This is a genomic window from Paenibacillus alba, from assembly GCF_013204855.1.
GTDB classification, from domain to species: domain Bacteria; phylum Bacillota; class Bacilli; order Paenibacillales; family NBRC-103111; genus Paenibacillus_E; species Paenibacillus_E alba.
Map to the genome: position 1 here is coordinate 88,917 of NZ_JABMKZ010000006.1, position 22,315 is coordinate 111,231.

16 protein-coding genes are annotated in these 22,315 nt (G+C 48.2%); 7 read left to right on the forward strand and 9 right to left on the reverse strand.

Annotated features, from left to right (window positions below; all coding sequences use genetic code 11):
• Positions 1 to 17: 17 nt before the first annotated feature.
• From HQN90_RS10650 to HQN90_RS10660, 3 genes are read right to left on the reverse strand one after another with little or no spacing between them, the layout of a single operon-like run.
• The gene (locus HQN90_RS10650; RefSeq protein WP_173218037.1) at positions 18 to 248 is read right to left on the reverse strand and encodes a hypothetical protein; all 231 of its coding nucleotides are present in this window, start codon (positions 246 to 248) and stop codon (positions 18 to 20) included.
• 9 nt (positions 249 to 257) lie between these two features.
• The gene (locus HQN90_RS10655) at positions 258 to 1,430 is read right to left on the reverse strand and encodes a Ger(x)C family spore germination protein (protein ID WP_173218039.1); all 1,173 of its coding nucleotides are present in this window, start codon (positions 1,428 to 1,430) and stop codon (positions 258 to 260) included.
• A complete protein-coding gene (locus HQN90_RS10660) occupies positions 1,417 to 3,093 on the reverse strand; it encodes a spore germination protein (RefSeq protein ID WP_246362216.1) in 1,677 nt (558 codons plus the stop codon). Before HQN90_RS10660 ends, HQN90_RS10655 begins: the two co-directional genes overlap by 14 nt.
• Positions 3,094 to 3,318: 225 nt before the next feature.
• On the opposite strand from HQN90_RS10660, the gene cls reads away from it, so the two are divergent.
• Positions 3,319 to 4,746, forward strand: coding sequence for a cardiolipin synthase (cls, locus tag HQN90_RS10665; protein WP_173218041.1), 1,428 nt, complete (start codon positions 3,319 to 3,321; stop codon positions 4,744 to 4,746).
• Positions 4,747 to 4,765: 19 nt separating this feature from the next.
• On the opposite strand, the gene ligD is transcribed toward cls, so the two are convergent.
• Positions 4,766 to 5,650 (reverse strand): non-homologous end-joining DNA ligase, encoded by an 885-nt coding sequence (gene ligD, locus HQN90_RS10670; protein WP_173218043.1) that lies wholly within the window; start codon positions 5,648 to 5,650, stop codon positions 4,766 to 4,768.
• Between the two features lie 225 nt (positions 5,651 to 5,875).
• Between ligD and HQN90_RS10675 the strand changes: the two genes are divergently transcribed.
• From HQN90_RS10675 to HQN90_RS10695, 5 genes are all read left to right on the forward strand, one after another.
• Positions 5,876 to 6,472 (forward strand): nitroreductase family protein, encoded by a 597-nt coding sequence (locus tag HQN90_RS10675; protein WP_173218045.1) that lies wholly within the window; start codon positions 5,876 to 5,878, stop codon positions 6,470 to 6,472.
• 657 nt (positions 6,473 to 7,129) lie between these two features.
• Positions 7,130 to 8,812 carry a hypothetical protein gene (locus HQN90_RS10680; RefSeq protein WP_173218047.1) on the forward strand — a complete coding sequence of 561 codons (1,683 nt, stop codon included), beginning with the start codon at positions 7,130 to 7,132 and terminating at the stop codon, positions 8,810 to 8,812.
• A 154-nt stretch (positions 8,813 to 8,966) separates the two neighbouring features.
• A complete protein-coding gene (locus tag HQN90_RS10685) occupies positions 8,967 to 9,533 on the forward strand; it encodes an RNA polymerase sigma factor (protein ID WP_173218049.1) in 567 nt (188 codons plus the stop codon).
• 4 nt (positions 9,534 to 9,537) lie between these two features.
• Complete coding sequence (locus HQN90_RS10690) at positions 9,538 to 10,314, forward strand: anti-sigma factor (protein ID WP_173218051.1); 777 nt, start codon at positions 9,538 to 9,540, stop codon at positions 10,312 to 10,314.
• Between the two features lie 240 nt (positions 10,315 to 10,554).
• A complete protein-coding gene (locus tag HQN90_RS10695; RefSeq protein WP_173218053.1) occupies positions 10,555 to 16,566 on the forward strand; it encodes an alpha-amylase family glycosyl hydrolase in 6,012 nt (2,003 codons plus the stop codon).
• Between the two features lie 70 nt (positions 16,567 to 16,636).
• On the opposite strand, the gene HQN90_RS10700 is transcribed toward HQN90_RS10695, so the two are convergent.
• On the reverse strand, positions 16,637 to 17,530 hold the full coding sequence (locus tag HQN90_RS10700) for a LysR family transcriptional regulator (RefSeq protein ID WP_173218055.1): 894 nt from the start codon (positions 17,528 to 17,530) through the stop codon (positions 16,637 to 16,639).
• Between the two features lie 123 nt (positions 17,531 to 17,653).
• Here HQN90_RS10700 and HQN90_RS10705 point away from each other — a divergent pair, with 123 nt between their 5' ends.
• Positions 17,654 to 18,931: an adenylosuccinate synthase gene (locus tag HQN90_RS10705; RefSeq protein ID WP_173218456.1), complete on the forward strand. Its 1,278-nt coding sequence runs from the start codon at positions 17,654 to 17,656 to the stop codon at positions 18,929 to 18,931.
• Positions 18,932 to 19,013: 82 nt separating this feature from the next.
• Here HQN90_RS10705 and arsC read toward each other — a convergent pair whose 3' ends face one another.
• The 4 genes from arsC to HQN90_RS10725 form a co-directional block, all read right to left on the reverse strand.
• Positions 19,014 to 19,436, reverse strand: a complete 423-nt coding sequence (gene arsC / locus HQN90_RS10710; protein WP_173218057.1) for an arsenate reductase (thioredoxin) — start codon at positions 19,434 to 19,436, stop codon at positions 19,014 to 19,016.
• A 20-nt stretch (positions 19,437 to 19,456) separates the two neighbouring features.
• The gene (locus HQN90_RS10715; RefSeq protein WP_173218059.1) at positions 19,457 to 20,752 is read right to left on the reverse strand and encodes an arsenic transporter; all 1,296 of its coding nucleotides are present in this window, start codon (positions 20,750 to 20,752) and stop codon (positions 19,457 to 19,459) included.
• 9 nt (positions 20,753 to 20,761) lie between these two features.
• Positions 20,762 to 21,085: an ArsR/SmtB family transcription factor gene (locus HQN90_RS10720; protein ID WP_173218061.1), complete on the reverse strand. Its 324-nt coding sequence runs from the start codon at positions 21,083 to 21,085 to the stop codon at positions 20,762 to 20,764.
• A 444-nt stretch (positions 21,086 to 21,529) separates the two neighbouring features.
• Positions 21,530 to 22,246, reverse strand: coding sequence for a GntR family transcriptional regulator (locus HQN90_RS10725; protein WP_079416053.1), 717 nt, complete (start codon positions 22,244 to 22,246; stop codon positions 21,530 to 21,532).
• Between the last annotated feature and the right edge of the window lie 69 nt (positions 22,247 to 22,315).

The window sequence follows — 22,315 nt, forward strand, 5'->3', positions numbered from 1 at the left end:
GAATGTCGCCTCTTTCCTTAGATGCCCATAATTCTAATGAACCAGGGAGAAACCGTATGAATAAAGAAGCGGGAAGGCATCAGGATAGGCCAATGCATGTATTTGCTGACGAACAGAACGACGCTTAGCAGCATAAAGACCCCGTAGGTCATCGTTACACTTTTCTTTTCTTGCTTTAGCATCCTGCGATCGATCAGTAAGGAAGCTACGAAGGTGAAAACAAAACTGAGCATGAAAATGCTATTCATGAGGTCATCTTACATCCCTTCTTTAATCACATTTTGGTTAATCAAACCGGTATCGGGTATGGAAGCATGAACGGTAATCGAAAATTCAGCTTCTTTAAAAAGCTCCTCCCATTTGGCTTCAAGCTGATTTCTCCAAACATTGGGCTGACTCCGCCATACGATTAAACCAAGCTGCGCGGAATCTGTTCCTTCTTTTTGCATTTGCTTAATGGCGTCTTGGATAGACAGCTTGACTTGCTCTGCGAATTTCCGCTCCACCTTGTGGAGGATTTCGGCTTTGTTAAGATCCAAATTGGCGTGATCCTCTCGAACGATTCCGATGGCATCCACAACGATCTGGAAAGTCACTTGATCGCCTTTCAGCTTGGGCATGATATGCGTGTGCCCATTCGTTACCTGAATGGAGATGTCTTTATCCTGCTCTACCGTGAAAGTCAGCAAATGTTCTTTCACTTGATTTTTTAGCCACAAAAGCCCATTAGCCTCCTGTTTGCGGTAGATGCCAACCAAACGATCACCCTTGAATTGACCATAGCCGATCATTTGCATCTCATGGGAAGGCTCTTTGGCGGCTTGTCCTTCCTTGGGTTCGAAATAGCTTAAAATAGGATCGCTGCCAAAGCTCAATGCCATGCCAATATCTTTGGTCGAAGTTCCGATAGCTTGGTCTGATTTCGTTAACTCCCGAATGACTTCAGCTGGAAATCGTTCGAATTTCGGCTCCGTATTGAGCAGATCATATCCCTTGCCCTTGGTGACTACGAGGAAGGCAGTCATCCGGCTTTCCGGAGAACGGGGGACCGAATCGAACAAGATGCCGATGCCTTTCTTGGCAAATTTCTCACCAATCACGATGGTTCGCCGATGAGAAAGGAAGATACGACGAGACATGCGCATCTGCAGCCTACTGCTCGCTTCGCGCAGTGTGGTCCCAACTTCGGAGTCAATATAATAGCTTTTGCCTCCTGACGTCCCGCCCCCGCCTCCGCTAGCTCCGCCCATGGAGCCGGGAAGGGGAAGCATATAAGAAAGCCGATACTTGCCGTCATCTTCAATATCCACGGATGACGTGAGGATGAATGCAATGTCATTCGTTTCTGTTCGATCCCAGCATCCGGTCAGGCACACGCTCATTAGGGTTATGGTTAAGGCGAGCGGCAGCTGATGTTTAAGACTTCCCATTCTGCTGGCCCTCCTCGCTGGCTTTGTGCTCATGAATAATGGAGCTGCCGTCTAAGCCTCCATCCTTCTTGATCTGTTGAGGGAGCTTATTATCCATCCGCTGCACGTCTTGAGTGTCCATGAATTCGGGACGCTTCTCCATTTGCCACCATGGAGCTCTTATGAAAACATCTTTCATATCTCCTGCTGACAGCGGTCCGAGCGGTGATAGATAAGGCACTCCGAAGGAGCGCAAATTCGCCATATGTCCAAGCAAGATCATCAAGGAGAAAAAGATGCCATAGAAGCCAAACAGTGAACCTGCCAACAGAATTGGAAAACGGAGCATCCGAACGGCAATCGCCCCATTAAAGCGTGGGATTGTGAAAGAAGCGATACCCGTAATGGATACGACGATAACCATCGGTGCAGAAACAATCCCCGCTTGTACAGCCGCTTGACCAACGACAAGGGCGCCAAGGATGGAAACGGCGGACCCCACAGCTTTGGGAAGTCTAATGCCAGCTTCTCGCAGCGCTTCGAAGGTGATTTCCATAATGAAGGCTTCGACCGCGGCAGGAAATGGAATGGCTTCTCTTGAGGCGGCAACGCTTAGCATCAAGGTCGTCGGCAGCAGATCTTGATGGTACGTAGTGATCGCTACGTATAAGGCGGGCGTCGTTAGCGATAGAAATAGGAAGACGTAACGAAGCATGCGCAGCAGAGTCCCGATTTGAAACCGTTCATAGTAATCTTCGCTCGTTTGCATGATTTGTATAAACACGAACGGGACAACGAGCGCAAATGGGGTGCCGTCCGTCAGGATGGCGACCCGCCCTTGCAGCAGCGCACCAGCAACAACGTCGGGACGTTCGGTATATTGCATTTGCGGGAAAGGAGAGAAAGCATTGTCCTGAATCAGCTCTTCAATCATGCCGGATTCCAGAATGGCATCGATCTTGATGAGTTCAATCCGCTTGACCACTTCTTCAATCAAGGAGGGCATTGCCAGGTCGTCGAGATAACAAATGACGAGATTGGTGTTGCTCTCTTTGCCGACGCTCATGGACTTCATCTTCAGGCGAGGCGTCTTCAGCTTGCGGCGGATCATCGAGGTGTTCGTGCGAATGCTTTCCACGAACCCTTCCTTCGGTCCGCGCACAACGGTTTCCGTCTCCGGCTCGCCGACGGAGCGTTTTTCTGTTCCGCGGATGCCGAGCAGGATCGCTTTGGCGTTGCCTTCCACAAGCAGGGCGGCATCGCCGCCCAGAACGGATACGAGCAGATCTCCATAGTTATCGGAGATCTGCGTTTGCGATACAGGCAGTATCGTGTTAGCGATACGCTCAATGGCGGTTTCACCGCCGCCCAGAAGCATCAACGATTTCATAGTATCGTTGAGCAGCTGGGTGTTCGTCAGTCCGTCAACGAAGAGCAGCAGCGCCGGGATATTCGGCTCGATCTGAAATTCCCGAACGACGACGTCGGAGCAGTCTTGAAACATGGCTTTAATGAACTCATGGTTTTCATCGAGCAGGAGTGATAATTTCGTTTTTTTCAATTCTTCAATGAACTGATAGTCTAACGAGTCACGAAGAGAAGAGGATTCTCCAGTCTCATCGGGCTTGTCTGATGTGCGTTTACGCAGGATATTTTTCATCAATTGTTGGGATGTTTTGACCATGCGATGGGCACCTCCTGCCGGGTAGCGGATGAAGATCATAGGAATGCGTTTATTATTTTTCTCGAAATGAAGGATTTTATTACGAAAGTTGGAAAATTTTAATTATTCGCCTCAGGCATAGCCCTTGAATCAAGCGAAAGGTATAGATGGGAAGCCCTTGGCAAAAGCTATCTGGACAAGGAATTTGCTGGTTTTTTGGGCAGATGGATGGAGGGATGAAGGGTTATGGTGTGGGTTGTCATTATACTTATGCTTTTCATCTTTCAAACTGCGACAATTCTGATCGGTGAGTACAAACGACCGGCGAAGACGGTAGCATGGCTGCTCGTCCTGTTTATTTTTCCAATTATCGGCTTCATCATGTATTACTTTATGGCGAAGGAATATTCGCAGCGTAAAATGGTACGCCGCAAAGGGCGCCGCAAAATGTCCGAGATGAAGCATCAATGGATGGGTTCTAATGGTTCTGATGCGGTGTTTGGCAAGGGGAAATATGAGCTGTTTGAGGATACGCGGCTTTGCGGGCTTTTGTACAACATCCCTGGTTCACCGATCACGATGCATAATCGGACTGAAGTCTTAACGAATGCGGATGTTACTTACGAAGCTATGCTGCAGGCCATTGAAGTGGCCCAAAACCACATTCATTTTGAATTTTATACGATCAGAGATGATGAAATTGGTAGGAAGTTTCAAGACGCCCTGATTCGCAAAGCCAAACAAGGCGTCCAAGTCAGAGTGATTTATGACGGGGTAGGAAGCTACTCGCTTTCTGCGGCCTATATCAACAAGTTCAAACAAGCTGGCGTCAGTATCCACCCTTTTCTTCGGCCGCTAATTGCCTTCTTCGACAAGCGAATGAACTATCGGAATCATCGTAAAATCATTGTCATAGATGGTTTAGTTGGTTTCCTTGGCGGCATCAATATCGGGAATGAATATGTCGGAGCGGACCCTAAGCTGGGCTTCTGGCGAGATACGCATTTAAAGCTGTACGGGGATTCTGTTTATTATTTGCAGCAAACTTTTATGACGGATTGGTTGTTTGTCAGCAGTGAGCGCTTGATGGATAACACATTGTTCCCAGAGCATAATGAGCCTAAGGCTTCTCTGGCGCAGGTGATTTCGAGTGGCCCGGATGCGCATTGGGATGCGATTCAGGAGATGTTTTTCGCGGGAATTGTTGCGGCTAAGAAGCGGGTGTATATGACGACGCCTTATTTCATACCAGATCCAAGCATCACGATGGCACTCAAAACAGCCGTCATCAGCGGCGTGGATGTTCGAATCATATTGCCGTATAAGGCCGACTCACGGATTGTTCAATATGCATCGCGTTCTTATTTATTAGAGCTTATGCAAGCAGGGGTTCAATTCTATTTGTATCGAAAAGGATTCATTCATGCCAAGGTCATGATCATTGATCACCTAATGGCTACGGTAGGCACCGCGAATGTGGACATGCGCAGCTTTTTTAGTAATTTTGAAATCAATGCCGTGATGTTTGATACAGCTGTCATTGAGCGTTTGGAAGATGACTTTTTCATGGATTTGAAAGATTCCGAGGAGCTGAAGTTGGCGGAGTTCGAGCAACGATCGCGCATGGAGAAGGGGAAAGAAATTATAGCGCGCTTACTTTCCCCTTTATTTTGAGTAGTTCTATATAGAGCTACTAGTTTAATTGATTTAAAATCGCGTCCAGATTTTGCGGAGGAACCCGTTCAATCAGGTCGCCGTACGTTCTCAAACGGTCTAAAACCGTTAAAAGATTAAACTCACGAGGACTTGGGCGCAACTCAACCTCTTTCCATAGAAGCGGGGTTGAGATGGGAGCGTCTTTTCGGGCGCGTGGTGTATAGGGGGCGGAAAGTGTTTTTCCATACCAATGCTGAAGGTAGTCGATGTAGATTTTATCCCCGCGATTCTTCTTGAAGCGTTCGATGGTGAACAGGTTCGGATACCTCTTGACCACGTAGGCAGCGATAAAATAGCCAATCTTCCGCAGCTGCTCGAACGTGTAGCCGTGTTGAATGGGGATATAGATTTGGACGCCAGTGGCTCCTGATGTTTTGGGAATTGATTGAATGCGCAGCGAATCCAACACCTCGCCAATGATATGCGCTGCCTCCATGATGCGTGGCTCTTCTTCCAATGTGGGGTCAATATCAATGAGCCATTCCACTGGCAACGTTTCGCCGATACGGTGAAAGGAAGGATGGAACTCCAGAGAGGCCAAATTTCCCAACCATAGGAGTGTAGACATTGAATCCAGATTGACATAATCGATGCCATCCAGCGGTGCCAGCTTCACGAAATCAGGTACGGGATTGGGGGCATTTTTCTGATAAAAAGATTTCTGATCGTAGCCATTGGGGAATCGGATGGTCGTCAGGTGACGATCGCGGCAATAGCGCAGCAAGTAGGGGGCGAGCTCGGTTAATTTAGCGATATAATCCGCCTTGGTGATCCCTATTTCAGGCCACAAAAGTTTGCTGGGATTGGTGATGGTCAGCTCGTGTCCTTCCACGTTCAGCGTACCTTTGGTCGAGACCGGCATGGGAATCTCCTCCTGATAGTGATGTTCTCCCGATTATTCCCTGTCGGACGATTTCCCAAACATCAGATCTTACATATTTTGTTCGTGTAAATGGATTGACAAATCGCAAAATTAATACGATAATAATAAAAGTTAATAACAAATAGTTAGTAACATACCAAGTGCGAGGTAATGCTTTTTAGTAATATAATTACATTCCACAGTGGAAAGCGGAGGAGAACTTATATGAGCAACTTTTTATCAGCAGTAAAAGAAAGACGTACGTTTTATGGACTAAGCAAAGATGTGGTCGTTTCGAATGAACGCATTCAAGAGATTGTGAACGAGGCTGTGAAATATACCCCTTCATCCTTCAATTCACAAAGCGCGCGAGTGGTCGTGCTATTCGGCGAGCAATCCGATAAATTGTGGAACATCACCAAAGAAACTTTGAGAAAAATCGTGCCTGCCGACAACTTCGCACCAACGGAAGAAAGAATCAACAGCTTCGGCAGCGGTTACGGTACTGTGCTGTTCTTCGAAGATCAAACCGTTGTTGAGCAGCTGCAAGCTCAGTTCGCAGCTTATGCAGATAACTTCCCGATCTGGTCCAACCAATCCTCAGGCATGCTGCAATTCGTCATTTGGACAGCGCTGGAGCAAGAGGGTCTTGGTGCATCGCTACAGCACTACAATCCGCTAATCAATGAAGAAGTTGCCCAAACGTGGAACCTGCCAAGTGAGTGGAAGCTGATTGCCCAAATGCCTTTCGGCAAACCAACCTTTACGCCAGGGGACAAAGAGTTCCAACCACTGGAAGCTCGCGTGAAGTTTTTTCAATAAAAAATAAGCTGCAATCAGCTTATAGAGAGTCCTTTCCAAACGTCGATTGACGTTGGGGGGGCTTTTTTTGCTTAGCCAAAGGCTGGGATAGGCTTCGGGGGTGGGGAAGCGGCTTCCGCTGCCTGAGCCTGCCAAAAAGGCAGTCTCGGGGTGGGAAAGCTGCGAAGCCTGCAAGAAAAGCCCGCGAGCCTGCCGAAAACGCCGTCTCAGAGGTGGGAAAGCAGTTTCCGCTGCACGAGCCTGCCAAAAAGGCAGACTCAAAGCCAGAAACCGCGAAAACCCCAAAGAAAAGACCACGAGCCTGCCGAAAACGCCGTCTCAGAGGTGAAAAAGCAGCTTCCGCTGCCCGAGCCTGCCAAAAAGGCAGACTCAAAGCCAGAAACCGCGAAAACCCCAAAGAAAAGACCACGAGCCTGCCGAAAACGCCGTCTCAGAGGTGAAAAAGCAGCTTCCGTTGCTCGAGCCTGCCAAAAAGGCAGTCTCAAAGCCAGAAACCGCTAAAGCCGCCAAGAAAAACCCACGAGCCAGCGAAAACCGCCGTCTCAACCAGTCCTGCTCCTATCTCAACCAGCCCCAAAAGAAAAAATTTAACCATCAAACCGCTAGCCACTCCTCGTCGTTTCCTTAAGTATAAAAAGTAAGGAGGAGTAATCGAGTATGGTCAATGTGAAAAAAGTAATCGTATCTTCCCTCGTTTTATTAGGCGTGATGACTGGAGTGACGGTGCTCTCTGCGATGGCAGCTGAACCTTTGAAGGTGAAATCTGAAACGGATATTGCAGGTGATTTGGGGATTCTCCAAGGCGATGGCAGCGGGCTGACCGCGGATTATCTGAACAAACCAACGACCAGATTGCAGGCGGCTGTAATGTCTCTAAGGTTAAAAGGGCTGGAATCTGAAGCCGTAGCCTTCAAGGGAACTACTGATTTTAAGGACGCGGGCAACGTGTCCGTCGGGAATCAGGCTATTCTTAGCTATCTGAAAGAACATCCTGCTTTGGGCTGGCAGGGAGCTGGCGATGATAAGTTCGAGCCACTAGCTGCAATAACAGCTCAACAGTACTACAAAGTCTTGTTGGAAACGCTTGGTTACTCACAAGGTAAGGATTTCGAATACGACGGCGTTGTTTCTTTTGCCGCGAAGAATGGTTTGTCCAAAATTGCGGATGTGAAACAATTTAAGAATCTACATATCGCAACAGCAACTCTGGAAGCTCTGAAAGCACCGATCAAAGGGATGACGAAGACGCTGGCAGCCGACCTATCGGAGAAGGGCAAAATCAGTGCAAACAAGCTGGATGTTCTTGCAAAACCGGCGCTTCAACTGCTGCAAAGCACGACGCTGGGCAGCTATCTCGCCGATGACAAAGGGATGACGCTTTACTATTTTACCAAGGATGTGGCGGATGCTAATTCTTGTGCAGGGCAATGCTTGGCGAACTGGCCGATTTATAATGCGACTGATTTCACGGTTCCTGCGGGCTTCAGCTCAACGGATTTCCAAGCTTTCACACGTACGGATGGCAAACAGCAAGTAACTTACAAAGGCTGGCCTTTGTATTATTTCATCAAAGATCAAAAAAGCGGTGATACCACAGGAGATAACGTAGGTGAAAACTGGTTCGTCATTAAACCATCCAATGGCGGTGTGGCGATAGGCACCAAAACTGATTTAGGCAATTACTTGACGGATGCAAGCGGCAGAGCGCTCTATTATTATGATAAAGATACGAAGGGTGTCAGCAGTTGCTTCGGCAAATGCTTGGAGAAATGGCCTGTCTTTTATTCTCCTGAGATTGCAGCTCCAACTGGTGTTAATTCAAGTGATTTTGGGACGATCGTACGTGCAGACGGCAGCTTGCAAACGACTTACAAAGGTTTTACTCTCTATTATTGGGTGGATGACACGAAGATGGGAGATACGACAGGGCAGGATGTTGGTCATGTTTGGTACGTGGTTGATCCAGCCAAATTTACAGGAACGAAAGCGGTTAATTCTTCTGTAAAAACGAGTAAATCCGATATGCTGGGCACGTATTTGGTCGATGAGAACGGAATGGCCTTGTATTTGTTTACCAAAGATCAAAATGATCCCAATGCCTGCGTGGGTCCATGTTTGGTGAACTGGCCAATCTTCTACGACGAGCACCTTACCGTTTCGGGAGATCTTGCTGCTAGCGATTTTGGGGTCCTCACGCGAAATGATGGAACTAAACAAAATACTTACAAAGGCTGGCCGCTCTATTACTGGATCAAAGATCATAACCCTGGCGATACCACGGGGCAAAATGTAGGGAAAGTCTGGTTCGTCCTAGATCCAGCCCAAGTTACAGCGAGATAAGACATAGCTCATTGACTGAATGGATAGCGCCCCGACCTGCTGATGCGTTCAGCCGTGTTGGGGCGTTTCTTTTATATAAATCTATTGCCAAGACATCTTGCCAGAGATAAGGTAGAAGGTAATAAACTTTATTTCGACTCGGGGTGTGCCGACTATGCGCAATCGAACAGATGGAGAGCTGATGAAGCTCGTCATGGGGAAAGACCATCTGGCTTTGGAAGAACTCTATGACCGCTATGCCAAGCTCGTCTATTCATTTGCGTTGAAGTCGATGAAGGAAGAGCAGGCTGCCAGAGAAATTGTCCAGCTTGTTTATACGAGGCTGTGGACGACGGAAAAAGGCTACGACGATGGCAAAGGCGCTTTTGTGAATTGGATAATTACGGTGACTCGTAATATGACGATTGATTATTTGCGGAAGAAGCGAAGGCTCGAGCAAGTGATTCGTTTTGAGCCCAAAGAGTGGGAAAATGAACTTGTTTCCGAGGATCCTGATCCAGAATCAATCATGTCACGTAAGTGGATAGGGGAGCAAATTCATGAGGCTTATGTGCATCTTTCGGAAAGCCAAATTCAATTAATCGACATGATGTATTGGCAGGGCTATTCGCTGAGCGAAATTGCGACGCAGATGAACGAACCGCTGGGGACAATTAAGAGCCGGCTGCATCAATGTTTGAAAATACTTCGGAAGCATCTGGCATCAGTGAGGGAGGGATGACGTTATGAAGGAGCATGAGACGGTAGACTGCAGTTACCTGATTAATTATTTGACAGGCGACTGTACAGAATTGGAACGCGCGGCTTTCGAACGGCATCTGCGAACTTGTGTCACGTGCCGGGAAGAGCTGAGTGAATTACAGGAAGTTTGGCAGGCACTGCCTTTTGAAATGGAAGAAGTGGAAGTTCCTTTGGATTTGAAGCAGCAAGTGATGCAATCCATTATTCAGAGCCCTTCTGAAGATCAGAATTCGGAGGCTGAAGATGATGAGTTTAACATGCAGAACAAGCCGATGCCAATCCAGAAGGCAACGCGTTCATATAAATGGGTCTATGGTGTGGTTGCTGCCATGATTTTGGGGCTCGCCGTAGGTATTTGGTGGAACGAGCAGCAAAGAAACACGATCAATTTGGCTAATCCTGGCTTGCAGCAGCCTGCAGAGATCGTACATACTTTCCAACTGAAATCGGTAGAAAGTTCAATGCCTTCGGCCTGGGGCACCGCTTATGTGCTGCAAAACGGCGATACGCACAATGTGGTCATTAATCTACAAGGTCTCAAGGAGACACAAGGGGATTGGACCTATCAGGTGTGGTTCAATCGAAGCGGTAAAAGATACAATTGCGGTACGCTCCGCGTAGATGAGAAAGGCACAGGCGTGCTAACGTACAGTATCCCTGTGAAAGTAAAAGATTTTCAAATAGATTCCTTCGGCGTGACGCTTGAGCCGGATGCGAATGGTTTGCAGCCTCGTGGGAAAAAGATTTTGGGAACCTCGTAGGATGTTTCTTAAGCATTATTGTGACAAAGGTCTCGGCTTTTCCTCATGGAAAAGCCGAGGCCTCTTTGTATTGGTGAGATGGATTTTGGTGAGACAAGGCAGTATCTGCTCAATTGCGTACTTGAACAAGTCACATGGTTACGACTAGGAAGTCAATATTGTACACTCACGAGGGTGGAGAGCTCGTGCTATGATGGTTCGAAGAAAGCGCTTTACATTATGTGAGGAGGTTACATAAGGATGCGTTTATGGAACAATAAGAAGGGCTTCCGTTTTGTTTCAGCGTTCACGGCAGTCCTATTGACTATTCAGCTGCTGGCTGGATGGTTCAGTGGTTCAATCCACGCGGTGGCTGCTGCAGATGAGTTCATTGACCAGCCCGGAGGCAACAATAAATGGGTGGTTGTAGGCAGTTTTCAAGGTTGGGACAACGGCTCGGCGGATAGCCGCATGAAGCATTTGGCGGGTGAGTTCTATGCCTATTCCCGAGATCTCCCTGCGGGTTCTTACGAATTCAAGATCGTTAAGAGCGGTTCGTGGGATGGATACGCGAATAACGGTAATAATTTCGCTTTCAGCTTGGGAGAGACGACCAAGGTCATGTTCTATTTGAACGATGAGCTGGGGCAGGCTCGTATCTCGCTGCCAGGCGTGGCAGGGATTCAGCAGTACATATCGGTACTTGGAGCAGACCAGCAACCTCGCTTGGTGGGCAGCATCCAGCCTGTGTTTGGGGAAGCCGAATGGTCGCCGGCAGGAGCGAATCAACAGTTCGTGGATTACAATTTCAATAACACTATATACAAGCTGCAGCGTCATATTCCAATAGGCAGCTATGAGGCTAAAGTGGTTTTCGGCAAGGATTGGAATATGCCGAATTATGGAACAGATACAGGGGCTAACTTGAAGCTTGCTGCGTTGGATGCGGCGGAAGTGACGTTCACGATTGACAATTCCACTCCAAATAAAGCGCTTACACATAATTATGTGGCAAAGGAGGGAGACTTTGATGGTCTGATCAAAAAAGAGAGCCTCATCTTCGACAGCCGCTCGATCACCTACAAGAAACCTTTCGGCGCGATTCCGGCGGGAGGTCAAGATCTGACGCTGCGGATCGGGGCGGCGAAGGGTGATCTTCAGACAGCGAAGGCGGAGCTGACCGGGCCGGATGGCTTGTCGAACGCCTACCTGATGAAGAAAGTCACGACCGTAGGTGACAAGGAGTACTGGGAAGTAACAGTGCCAGCGGTTTCTTTTGCAGGGAAGGTAGGCATCTGGGGCTACAAATTCATCCTCGTTGACGGTTCGACCAAAGTCGAATATGGGGACGACAATACTCGGGGTGGAATAGGGGCAGTGGCTGACGAAGGTGCGCTTCCCTATGATCTGACTGTTTATGCCCCGGATTACAAGACACCAGATTGGATGAAGAATGCGGTAGTCTACCAAATCTTCCCCGACCGGTTCTTCGATGGATCGAAGGATAACAACCGGGCGAAGACCGCGGACGGGGCGCGCGGCGTACTAGATCCGAAGTATGGGACGAGCAAGAACGGCCAGAAGCTGCAGTATTTCGACGGGGGCGTCGTGAACGACCCGACACCGGATCAGGTTTGGGGCGGCAATTCAGCCGTACCGGAGAATCCGGACCGCACCAAGCCGGAGAACAAACCCTACTACCCGGATGCGAAGACAGATGGAGCTTGGACGAACGAGTTTTACGGCGGTGATGTTCAAGGAATTCAGCAGAAGTTGGATTATTTGAAAGCATTGGGAATTACAGCCGTATATCTCAATCCAGTCTCTTGGGCGGCTTCGAACCACAAGTACGATGCGACGGATTACAAACATCTTGATCCGATGTTCGGGCAGCCGGTGTACAACACGCCGGGGGATCCAGCTTCCGGATTGAACTATGTAAAGACTCGCGAAGCATCGGACCTCGTGTTCGAGAACTTTACGAAGGCTGCTCGTGCAGTCGGTATCAAAGTGATTAACGACGGCGTGTTTAATCATGTCGGCGATGATTCAATTTATTTTGACCGATACAGCAAATATCCAGAGATCGGTGCTTACGAGTATTGGGCGGCGGTATTCGACAAAATGAACGAGACACATATCTCGCAGGAGCAGGCTGAGTCCGAGGTGCGTGCTTCTTTTACGAGTCAGACTAACCCGATGACGGGAATAAACTACAAGTGGCCTGAGGATTTTCGTTATGTTTCTTGGTTCACGGTAAGCAATGAGAAGGTCAAAGACCGTGACGACGACAACCTGCACTACAAATATGATGCTTGGTGGGGTTACGATTCGCTTCCAGTAATGGATGCCAAAGAGCCGCAGATGTCCCCTACAGCGTATCTGCCGGCAGACACTCTATCCCTTCCGGGAGAGCACGAGTGGAACAATATCCATTACCGCGATAATGTAATCGGGCATTCACTAAATGGTCTTTCTGAGGCGGACGCGCAGAAAGCGATGCAGTTCGCAAACTCACAGCGCTGGTTATGGATGGGGACGAGTGGCTGGCGTCTCGATGTGGCGCCAGATGTATCGGCAGGCACTTGGGGCAAATTCCGCGAGGCGGTCAAGTCAACTACAGGCCGAACGAATGTCAATGGCTCAGTGATGGATGAGCCGGTTATTATTGGCGAAGAGTGGGGTGTCGCTACGAAATTTTTGTTAGGCGACCAGTTCGATTCCGTTATGAACTATCGGTTCCGTGGCGCGCTGCAGAGCTTCCTCTCGAGCGGTAATGCGGATACGTTCAATCAGGCCTTGGAGTCGATTCGCGAGGATTACCCGAAGCAAGCCTGGGAAGCGCTGATGAACCTTGTGGATTCTCACGATACGACGCGTTCTATTACAAAATATGATCATCCGGAGTGGGAGGAGGAGCACCTCATCATCGCGCCGGAGGCAAGTGAACGTGCAAAGAAGCTGCAAGAGCTGACCGTTATTTTCCAAATGGGCTATCCGGGAGCTCCAACCATCTACTATGGGGATGAAGTGGGCCTCACAGGCACGAAAGATCCGGATTCCCGGCGATTCTTCCCATGGGAGCGGGTTACAGCGAATGGGGACGGTTCGTTCAGCGGCACTGGCGCTTACCAGAACCTTTTGAACGTGTATCAGAAAGCGGTGAAAGTCAGGGGGGACAATGCAGTCTTCCGCACTGGGGAGCTGAAAGCGGTCTATGCCAAAGGCAATGCCATCGCGTATGCACGCAAGAATGATTCCCGTGGGGCTCTGCTCGTCGTCAACCGCGGTGCTGAGGCGTTGACGATGGAAGCGGATGTTGCCGGCTTCTTGCCAGATGGCCTCAAACTTACCGACCAGCTGTACGGCAGTGCTAAGGCTACTGTAGTTTCAGGTAAAATCTCCTTGACCATTCCAGCGCTTACCGGCTTTATGATGGTGTCGGACAGCGAGCTTCAAGCGGTGCCACAGGTAACCGGTGTAAGGTCTGCAGGCGGCAACGGTCAAGTGATGCTGTCTTGGAATGCGGTAAGCGGAGCCGAATCTTATCAAATATACCGTGCGGTGATCGAAGGCGGGGCGGTACAGCTCGTTGGATCGACAAACAACTTAAATCAAGTTGACATGAACGTGGTTAACGGAACGAAATATTACTACGCGGTTACGGCGCGAATCGGAGCTGGAGAAAGCTTCCTCAGTGACATGACAGCTGCTACACCGGCGTTCACTATCGCATCGGTAGGAACACCGAGCACGGTGACGGAGAATGTCTATGCAGGCGTTGGCAAGACTACCGGTCATATTACGGTGAATGTGCGGGTGCCGGGACTGACGGATGATCCAGCGTTTACTGGCAAAGAAGCTGCGAATTTGCTGGCACGACTCGCGTACTATAAAGACGGTTCTGATCCTCTCTTAGCTCAGGATACGAAGCTGCGTTATGACAACGATCAATCCGGAGGCACCAAACAGTATTGGGGATCCTTTGAACCGACCGAAGCGGGAATTTATCAATATTATGCCAAATTTTCGACGGACAATGGGGAGAATTATACCCAATCAAGCACGGTAACGCTTGAGGTCTATAGCGACCCGAACGATAAGACAGCTCCGTCTGCTCCGGCACTCTCGACCATTGCTGTAGAATCGAACAGGGCTCAGCTCACATGGACTTCCGATGATAACAGCATTGCTGGCTTTGAAGTATACCGCCAGACGGTTACCGACAGCACATATCAGAAAATTGCGACGCTGGCAGCAACGGCAAGAGGCTTTACGGATTACGCGGTGAGTAACGATACGCTGTATACGTACCAAGTAGCAGCATTCGATCAAGCGTACAATCGATCTTTATCCGAAAAGCAATCGGTCACTCCGAAGCTTGTTATGGTGGATGTGCTTCTGCGTCTCCACTTACCGGATTACACGCCAACTAGCGATGATATCAACATTGCGGGCAGTCTGAACGGCTGGAATGCCAGTTCCACGAAGCTCCATGTGCCGAGCGGTGCAACCGACCGCGGTGTTGTGGAATACAGCTTCAAGATGATGGCTGGCAAGAGCATTGAATACAAGTACACCCGCGGCACTTGGGAGACGGAAGCCTTCACGTCCCACAGCAGGACTCCGGGAGATAGGGCTGATTATGGCAACTGGGCTTACAGCTCCACAGATACGAATATGAAGCTGACCATCCAAAATCAGGGTGGCAACCAAATGGTTGTGAACGATTACGTCCTGCGCTGGGTCGATATGCCGATGATTTTGACCATGCCGCGTATTACTTACGGCAGCAATGTCTCGTACTCGACGGAGGAAAGCAGCTTCAAGCTTAAAGGAGTTGTCCCGTACGGTGTTAACTTTACCATGAATGGGCAGCCTTTGCCGGAGGGCAGTATGGATGCCATAGGCAATGTGGAGCTGAGCTCCATTCCACTTAAACCAGGTTTGAACAAGTTCGAGATGCACATTGAACCGACGCCTGCAACGCTGGCCCTTCCTTGGTACACAGACAAGGGACGCGCAGGTCAGGCAACGAAGACGATTGCGCTTACTATTACGCGTACTTCAGGTGGCGAAAGCAACACGGAGCCAACCGTGGATAAAGGCACAAACTCGGGCGGTACAGTAACAACTGATATTCCATCTGCCCCGAAACAAGTAGATGATTCCGCTTTGAAGAAAGGCAAGGATGGCAAAGTCGTTATCGAACTGAGAGCGGATGAGCGTGAAATTCAGCTGCCCCCGAATGCTGCGGGACTGTTAGGCTCGAACGTTCTGGAAATTAAGCAAGGCAATGTAACCCTCCAATTTCCGTCGGGATTGCTTGCAGCGCTGGCTAAATTGATTCCCGGAGACGCTATGCAAGACGCTAAGCTGTCGATCACTGTGAACACCCTCGCAACCGAGGTTGGTCAGAAGCTGATCCGTCAAGGAGCGGCAAGCGCAGGCGCGGACGTCAAGTCCGTTAGCGATGTGTATGATTTCAGCCTGTCTGCTGTGACGAAGGATGGGAAAGTGTTGAAGTTGTCTGCTTTTGAACAGCCAATTACACTGAACTTCCATGTTCAAGAAGGAGCGAACCTCCAACTAAGCGGCGTGTACAACGTGAGTGAAGCAGGTCAGCTTGACTATATCGGCGGTACTTGGCAGAACGGTATACTGACGGCGAAAGTCTCACACTTTAGCAAATACGCCGTATTGGCATACAACAAATCTTTTGCTGACTTGCCTCTACATCACTGGGCGGCAGCCGCTGTGAAAGAACTGGCAGCGAAGCAGGTTGTGGAAGGCATTACGCTTACCTCGTTCGCACCTGAACGGGAAGTTACGCGAGCGGAGTTTTCCGCTATGCTCGTACGAGCGCTGAAGCTGCCGACAAAAGCTGCAGCGGCGCTTCCATTCACCGATGTGGAAAGCAGTGCCTGGTACGCGGCAGCCGTAGCAGCTGCATATGCGAACGGCATCGTCGGCGGACGCGACAGTGCAGCATTTGCGCCAGATTCCCCAATCACCCGCCAAGAAATGGCGGCTATGGTGGTACGTGCTTATGGTGTGCAGTCAGGCAAAAACGTCCCGTCAGCAGCTGGCGGACAATTGGACTTGAATGACGCAGCAGGAATCGCGCCGTGGGCCGAAGGTTTCGTACGGCTGGCGCTGGAACTGAAGCTAATGCAAGGGCGCGGTGAGCGTGAGTTTGTTCCAGAAGGTATCACCACCCGTGCTGAAAGCGCGCAGGTTCTCCTCAATCTGCTTCAAGTCATCACTCCATAATAGAAAGCCCTCGAATACGCCCAAAGCGGGGATTCGAGGGCTTTTTGTCTTTGAATGATCTGCACATCCGCTAGCGTGTGTGTATCCCTTTCAAAGTTTCAAACAGATGATTGGCAGAAGCAGAAAGCGGTGTGCTTTTCAATGTGACAATCCCCACTTTTCGGGCGGGCAAGGGCGTTGTTAATTGAATTTCGTATAGAGCGCCATCCAGTAGCTCTTGTTTAACGAATTCTTTGGTTGCGCAGGCTATGCCGAATCCATTTCGGGCAAATTCGATCAGCAAATCAACACTGCCGAGTTCAATTTCAGGTTTGATGGATAAACCATTCTGCTGGGCAAAATGATCCAAATAAGCTCGGGTGCTGCTGCCTTTTTCAAGCAAAATCAAGGGCTGCTCAAGCAGTTGTTCAAGAGGAATCGGTTTTTCCGCAAGATGCTTGTACATGTCGCCGGCAAGGAAACAATCCTGGATGCTTACGCTTTCTTGGATCGTGATTTGAGAGTCCGAGTAGGGTAGATTCACGATACCGAGGTCAATTTTCCCCTCTTTTAATAAAGCTATGGTCTCGGTGGTCGTTCGATTGGTCACTTGTATTTTTATTTTCGGAAATGCTTCATGAAATTGTTTGAGGTGTGGCAGCAGAAAATGTTTGCAAAGGGTATCGCCAGCGCCAATTCGTACTTCGCCATGTGTCAGTTGATGCATCTCTGTAAGTATTCGTTCGCCATTCTGAATGAAATGATAGGCCTGTTCGATGTAAGTAAAAAGCTCGCGTCCCTCTGTTGTTAAGGTTACCCCTCGGGCTGTACGTACAAATAGCTGGCCGCCAAGTTTAGCTTCCAACTGCTTGATGGAATGAGTTACAGCTGGCTGTGTAACGAAGAGTTCTTCGGCCGCTTTGGAGAGGCTTCCAGCTTTGGCGGTGATATAGAAAACTTGATAAAGTTCCATATTGTGAATCATAGTCCGCCTCCAAGATATTATTTTAAATAATATATGATATTACTAATATTAATTTTATTTATGATTTAGTTGTAATTATACTTGGTTATGGGAAGTTATTTCAACAGAGGATGGTGCTTGATGATGACGATTACAGCTATTGTAGGAGCAAATTGGGGAGACGAAGGAAAAGGGAAGCTGACAGATGTGCTTGCTGTTCATTCTCAGTTTGTTGTTAGATACCAGGGAGGTAGCAATGCAGGCCATACGATTATTAATGAGTTTGGAAAGTTTACGTTGCACTTGCTGCCATCCGGCGTTTTTTATCCAGAAACCACGAACGTCATTGGACCTGGCGTTGCTTTGAATATGAATAAATTCAAGATGGAGCTTCAGGAATTAGTCAAAAGAGGGATACACGAGCCTAAAGTATGCATCTCAGATCGGGCACAAGTCGTACTTCCTTATCACATCCTATTTGATGAGTTGGAGGAGGAGCGCTTAGGGAGCAGCAAGTTTGGATCAACGAAGCAGGGAATAGCTCCATTTTATGCGGATAAATATGCAAAGCTTGGGATTCAAGTATCTGAATTATTTGATGAAAATCTGCTGAGAACTAAATTAAACATGGCATTGGATTCGAAAAACATTCTATTGACACATCTGTATAACAAGTCGCCTCTTCATGTTGATCAGTTAATGGAAGAGCTGCAGGAGCAGGCTGCCTTCATCAAACCTTATGTATGCGATACAACCGTTCTGTTGCAGGAAGCATTGTCCAAAGGGCAAGCTATCCTAGTTGAAGGACAATTAGGAGCGTTGCGTGACCCTGATCATGGTACTTACCCGTATACTACTTCATCCTCTACATTAGCTGGGTTCGCAGCAGTTGGGGCTGGTGTACCGCCGTACGCCATCAATAAAGTTGTAGCTGTTACGAAGGCGTATTCCAGTTGTGTTGGCGAGGGACCATTTGTATCTGAAATTATGACAGACGAAGCTTTGGAGCTTCGCAAACGTGGCGGGGACGCGGGAGAATATGGAGTAACAACCGGAAGGCCAAGGCGAGTAGGCTGGTTTGATGCTGTTGCGACCAAGTACGGGTGTCAGGTACAAGGGGCTACTGAGGTTGCTTTGACAAACTTGGATGTACTAGGATATTTGGAGGAAATTCCAATGTGCATCGCTTATCGTATCGACAATGAGCTCAGTACAGAGTTCTCTTCTACCTCTCGGTTAAAGCAGGCTGAGCCTGTATATGAAAGCATGCCAGGTTGGAAATGCGATATTTCTCATATTCGCACGTTTGAGAATCTCCCGATTGCCGCTCAGAATTACGTGCTCGCCATAGAAAAATTAATTCAAGCACCTATTCGTTGGATCTCCGTAGGGCCTAAGCGGGAGCAAATGATTGAACGGTAATGAGGTTAGACAAACCTCAAGGCCCTTGATTTGGGTGAACGATCAAGGGCCTCATGGCGATATGCCTTCCATCTAATAATAGCTAGTTGCCTGAGTTAACAAATTGTTCGATTCGCCGCTTAATGGCATCGCGGACTTCTCTGAACTGTGCTGTAATTTGTTCTTCTGTTCCCACGGCCTTGGCAGGATCGTCAAAGCCCCAGTGCCAGCGTTCTGCCTTGGCATTATGGACAACTGGACAGTTGTCGTTGGCATGACCGCATAACGTAATGATGTAATCGGCTTGGCTTAGAATCTCAGGGTTAATGACGTCTGAAGTATGGTGCGAAATATCAAGGCCATCTTCCTTCATCGCGGCAACAGCTCTGGGATTTAAACCATGGGCTTCCAGACCCGCACTTTTCACTTCGTATTTATCACTGCCCAAAGCTTTTAAATACCCATCTGCTATTTGGCTGCGGCATGAATTTCCTGTGCAAAGAAAATAGACAACTTTTTTGTTCATATGAACATCCCCTTATCGAATCATGATGAAACCATCAGCAACCATATATACAAGCCGACTAATGTCATAAACAAAGTAGGAACCGTAAGCACGATACCCATTTTAAAATAAGCGCCCCACGTGATTTTCAAGCCTTTTTTGGACAAAACGTGCAGCCATAGCAAGGTCGCAAGCGAGCCGATCGGCGTAATTTTGGGTCCCAAATCCGAGCCGATGACATTGGCATAAATGAGGGCTTCTCGTAAAACTCCTTCTGTTTGTGTGCCTTGGATGGCTAAAGCATCAATTAAAACAGTCGGTAGGTTATTCATGACCGAGGAGAGAATCGCCGCGATGAAGCCCATGCCGATGGTGGCTGCAAAAAGTCCTTTTCCAGACATATAGCCAATCCATTCGCCGAGAACGTCCGTTAAACCGACATTTTTCAAACCGTATACAACAACGTACATGCCGATGGAGAAAATGACGACCGTCCAAGGCGCATCTTTGATAATCTTTTTCGTTTCAATGGCTTTGCTGGAGCGAGCGATGAGAATGAAGAAAAAGGCCGCGGTTAAGGCAATGAATGAAACCGGAATTTTAATAAAACCACTGATGAAATACGCAGCTAACAGGATAATCAGAATTAACCATGACAAGCGGAAAAGCTGCACATCTTTGATGGCGTCTGCTGGACGTTTCAGCTCAGAAACTTCGAACTGGGAAGGGATATCTTTCCTGAAATAGACAAATAGAACTAATAAGCTTGCAATGAGGGAGAAGAGACTGGCAACAACCATTCGGCTCGCATACGTGGTAAAATCAATCCCGAAAAAGTCAGCCGATACGATGTTCACCAAGTTGCTCACTGTGAATGGAAGAGACGCTGTATCAGCAATAAATCCGCTAGCCATAATGAACGGAAGGATCATCGGATTGGGCAATTTTAAAGCTCTTGCCATAGCTAGGACGATGGGAGTCAGAATCAGCGCGGCGCCATCATTCGCGAAAAGGGCTGAAACGGCTGCTCCGAGCAGAATGACATAGACGAACATGACTTTACCGTTTCCTTTGGCCGCACGTGCCATATGCAAAGCTGCCCATTCGAAGAATCCTATGCTGTCGAGGATGAGGGAGATTAGGATGATTCCCACAAAAGCCAAGGTAGCATTCCAAACGATGCCTGTTACCGTAACAACATCTTGAAGACTAACAACCTGGCAAAGAAGGGCGAGAATGGCACCTGCCGAAGCAGACCATCCGATACTTAAGCCTCTGGGCTGCCAGATGACAAAAAAGAGTGTAAGCAAGAAAATACTGATTGCTAAAAAAACCATGACTTCCTCCTAGTCGCAACAATTAAGCTTTTCACAAGAAACGGCATCCACTTCCTTCTTCTGAGAAGGCAGATGTTGAAATAACTCATGCAAATATGGTTTATCGTTAATATTCAGCGAATAAAATACCCACTGGCCTTTCTTGGCTTCTTTCACCAAACCGCCATCTTTGAGCTTTCGCATATGCTGACTCACATTGGGTTGACTCGTTTGCAGAATTTCAACAAGCTCATAAACGCATAGCTCGCGTTCCCGCAGAAGGGAAAGGATCGTGAGTCTCATTTTATCCCCGAGCAGCTTGCATACATCCGATAACTTCTCGATATCTATCAAACTTTTTTCCTCCTCTATTAAACAGATTCAAATTGTTTGTATCAGGCTTAATGTGAAATTAGTATATAATCATTTGATTATATGTGAAAGTTGAGAATTTGTAAAAATATTTGTTCGCAGGCAATATTCCCGCAAATGTCAGCCGAGCCTGCCAAAAAGGCAGTCTCAACGGGTGAAAGTCGTCCAAGCCGCTCCGAGCCTGCGAAAAAAGCAGTCTCAGCTCGTGAAGGAGGGGAATCCCCACGAAAAGTCAGCCGAGCCTACCAAAAAGGCAGTCTCAACGGGTGAAAGCCGTCCAAGCCGCTCCGAGCGTGCGAAAGAGGCAGTCTCAGCTGGTGGAAGAGGCAATTCCACGTGAAATGCCAACCGAGCCTGCCGTCTCTCTGCCCCCGATATACGACAAAAAGCCCTGTGTAAGGGCTTTTTGTCGTGCAATCCTGTTTATTACAGCTTGCGCTCGAAGGTAAACTTCGCACGGTCTCCTCTGAATATTTCATGTGAATATTCTACGGGTATATTATCCGTCGAGTACGTAACTGTATTTAGCAGAAAGGTAGGTGCGCCAATGGGTGCATCCAAATGCTTTGAGATGGTCTCATCGAGTAAAATAGGTTCGATGGATTCCGCGCAATGCGACAGCTGAATGGAAAATTTGTTTCTAATTAATTCATACAGCGAACCAGAGCACTCTTCCTTCGTAAGTCCTGGGGTAACCTTCCAGGGAATATAGGTGATGGAGAACAGCAAGGGAAGACCATCTGCATAGCGAATTCTCTCAAGCCGGAAGACAGCATCCTGCTCAGAGATTTGCAGCTTTTTGGCGAGACGCTTATCCGCAGAAACGACGGTAAGTTCGACCACCTTTGTTTCAATTTGTTGGCCGCGGCCTTTTAAATGCTCTTTGAAGCTGCGATAGGGAGCGACCGATTGCTCGATTTTGGGTAAAGAGACAAAGGTGCCTTTTCCTTGGATCTGATAAATGTGTCCTTCTAATTTGAGCTGATTTAATGCCAGTCGAATCGTCGTGCGGCTGACGCCGAATTTCTCGCAAAGATCTGATTCTGTTGGCAGTTGCTGCCCTGGCGCGTAGTTCCCATCTTCAATCATTTCGTGAAGCTTTTCCTTGACTGTATAATAAAGCGCAATGCCATCTTTTTTCATGATGAAGAAAACCTCCGAATATAAACGTATTGCTCATATCATACCATGATATTTGTTACAACAACAATA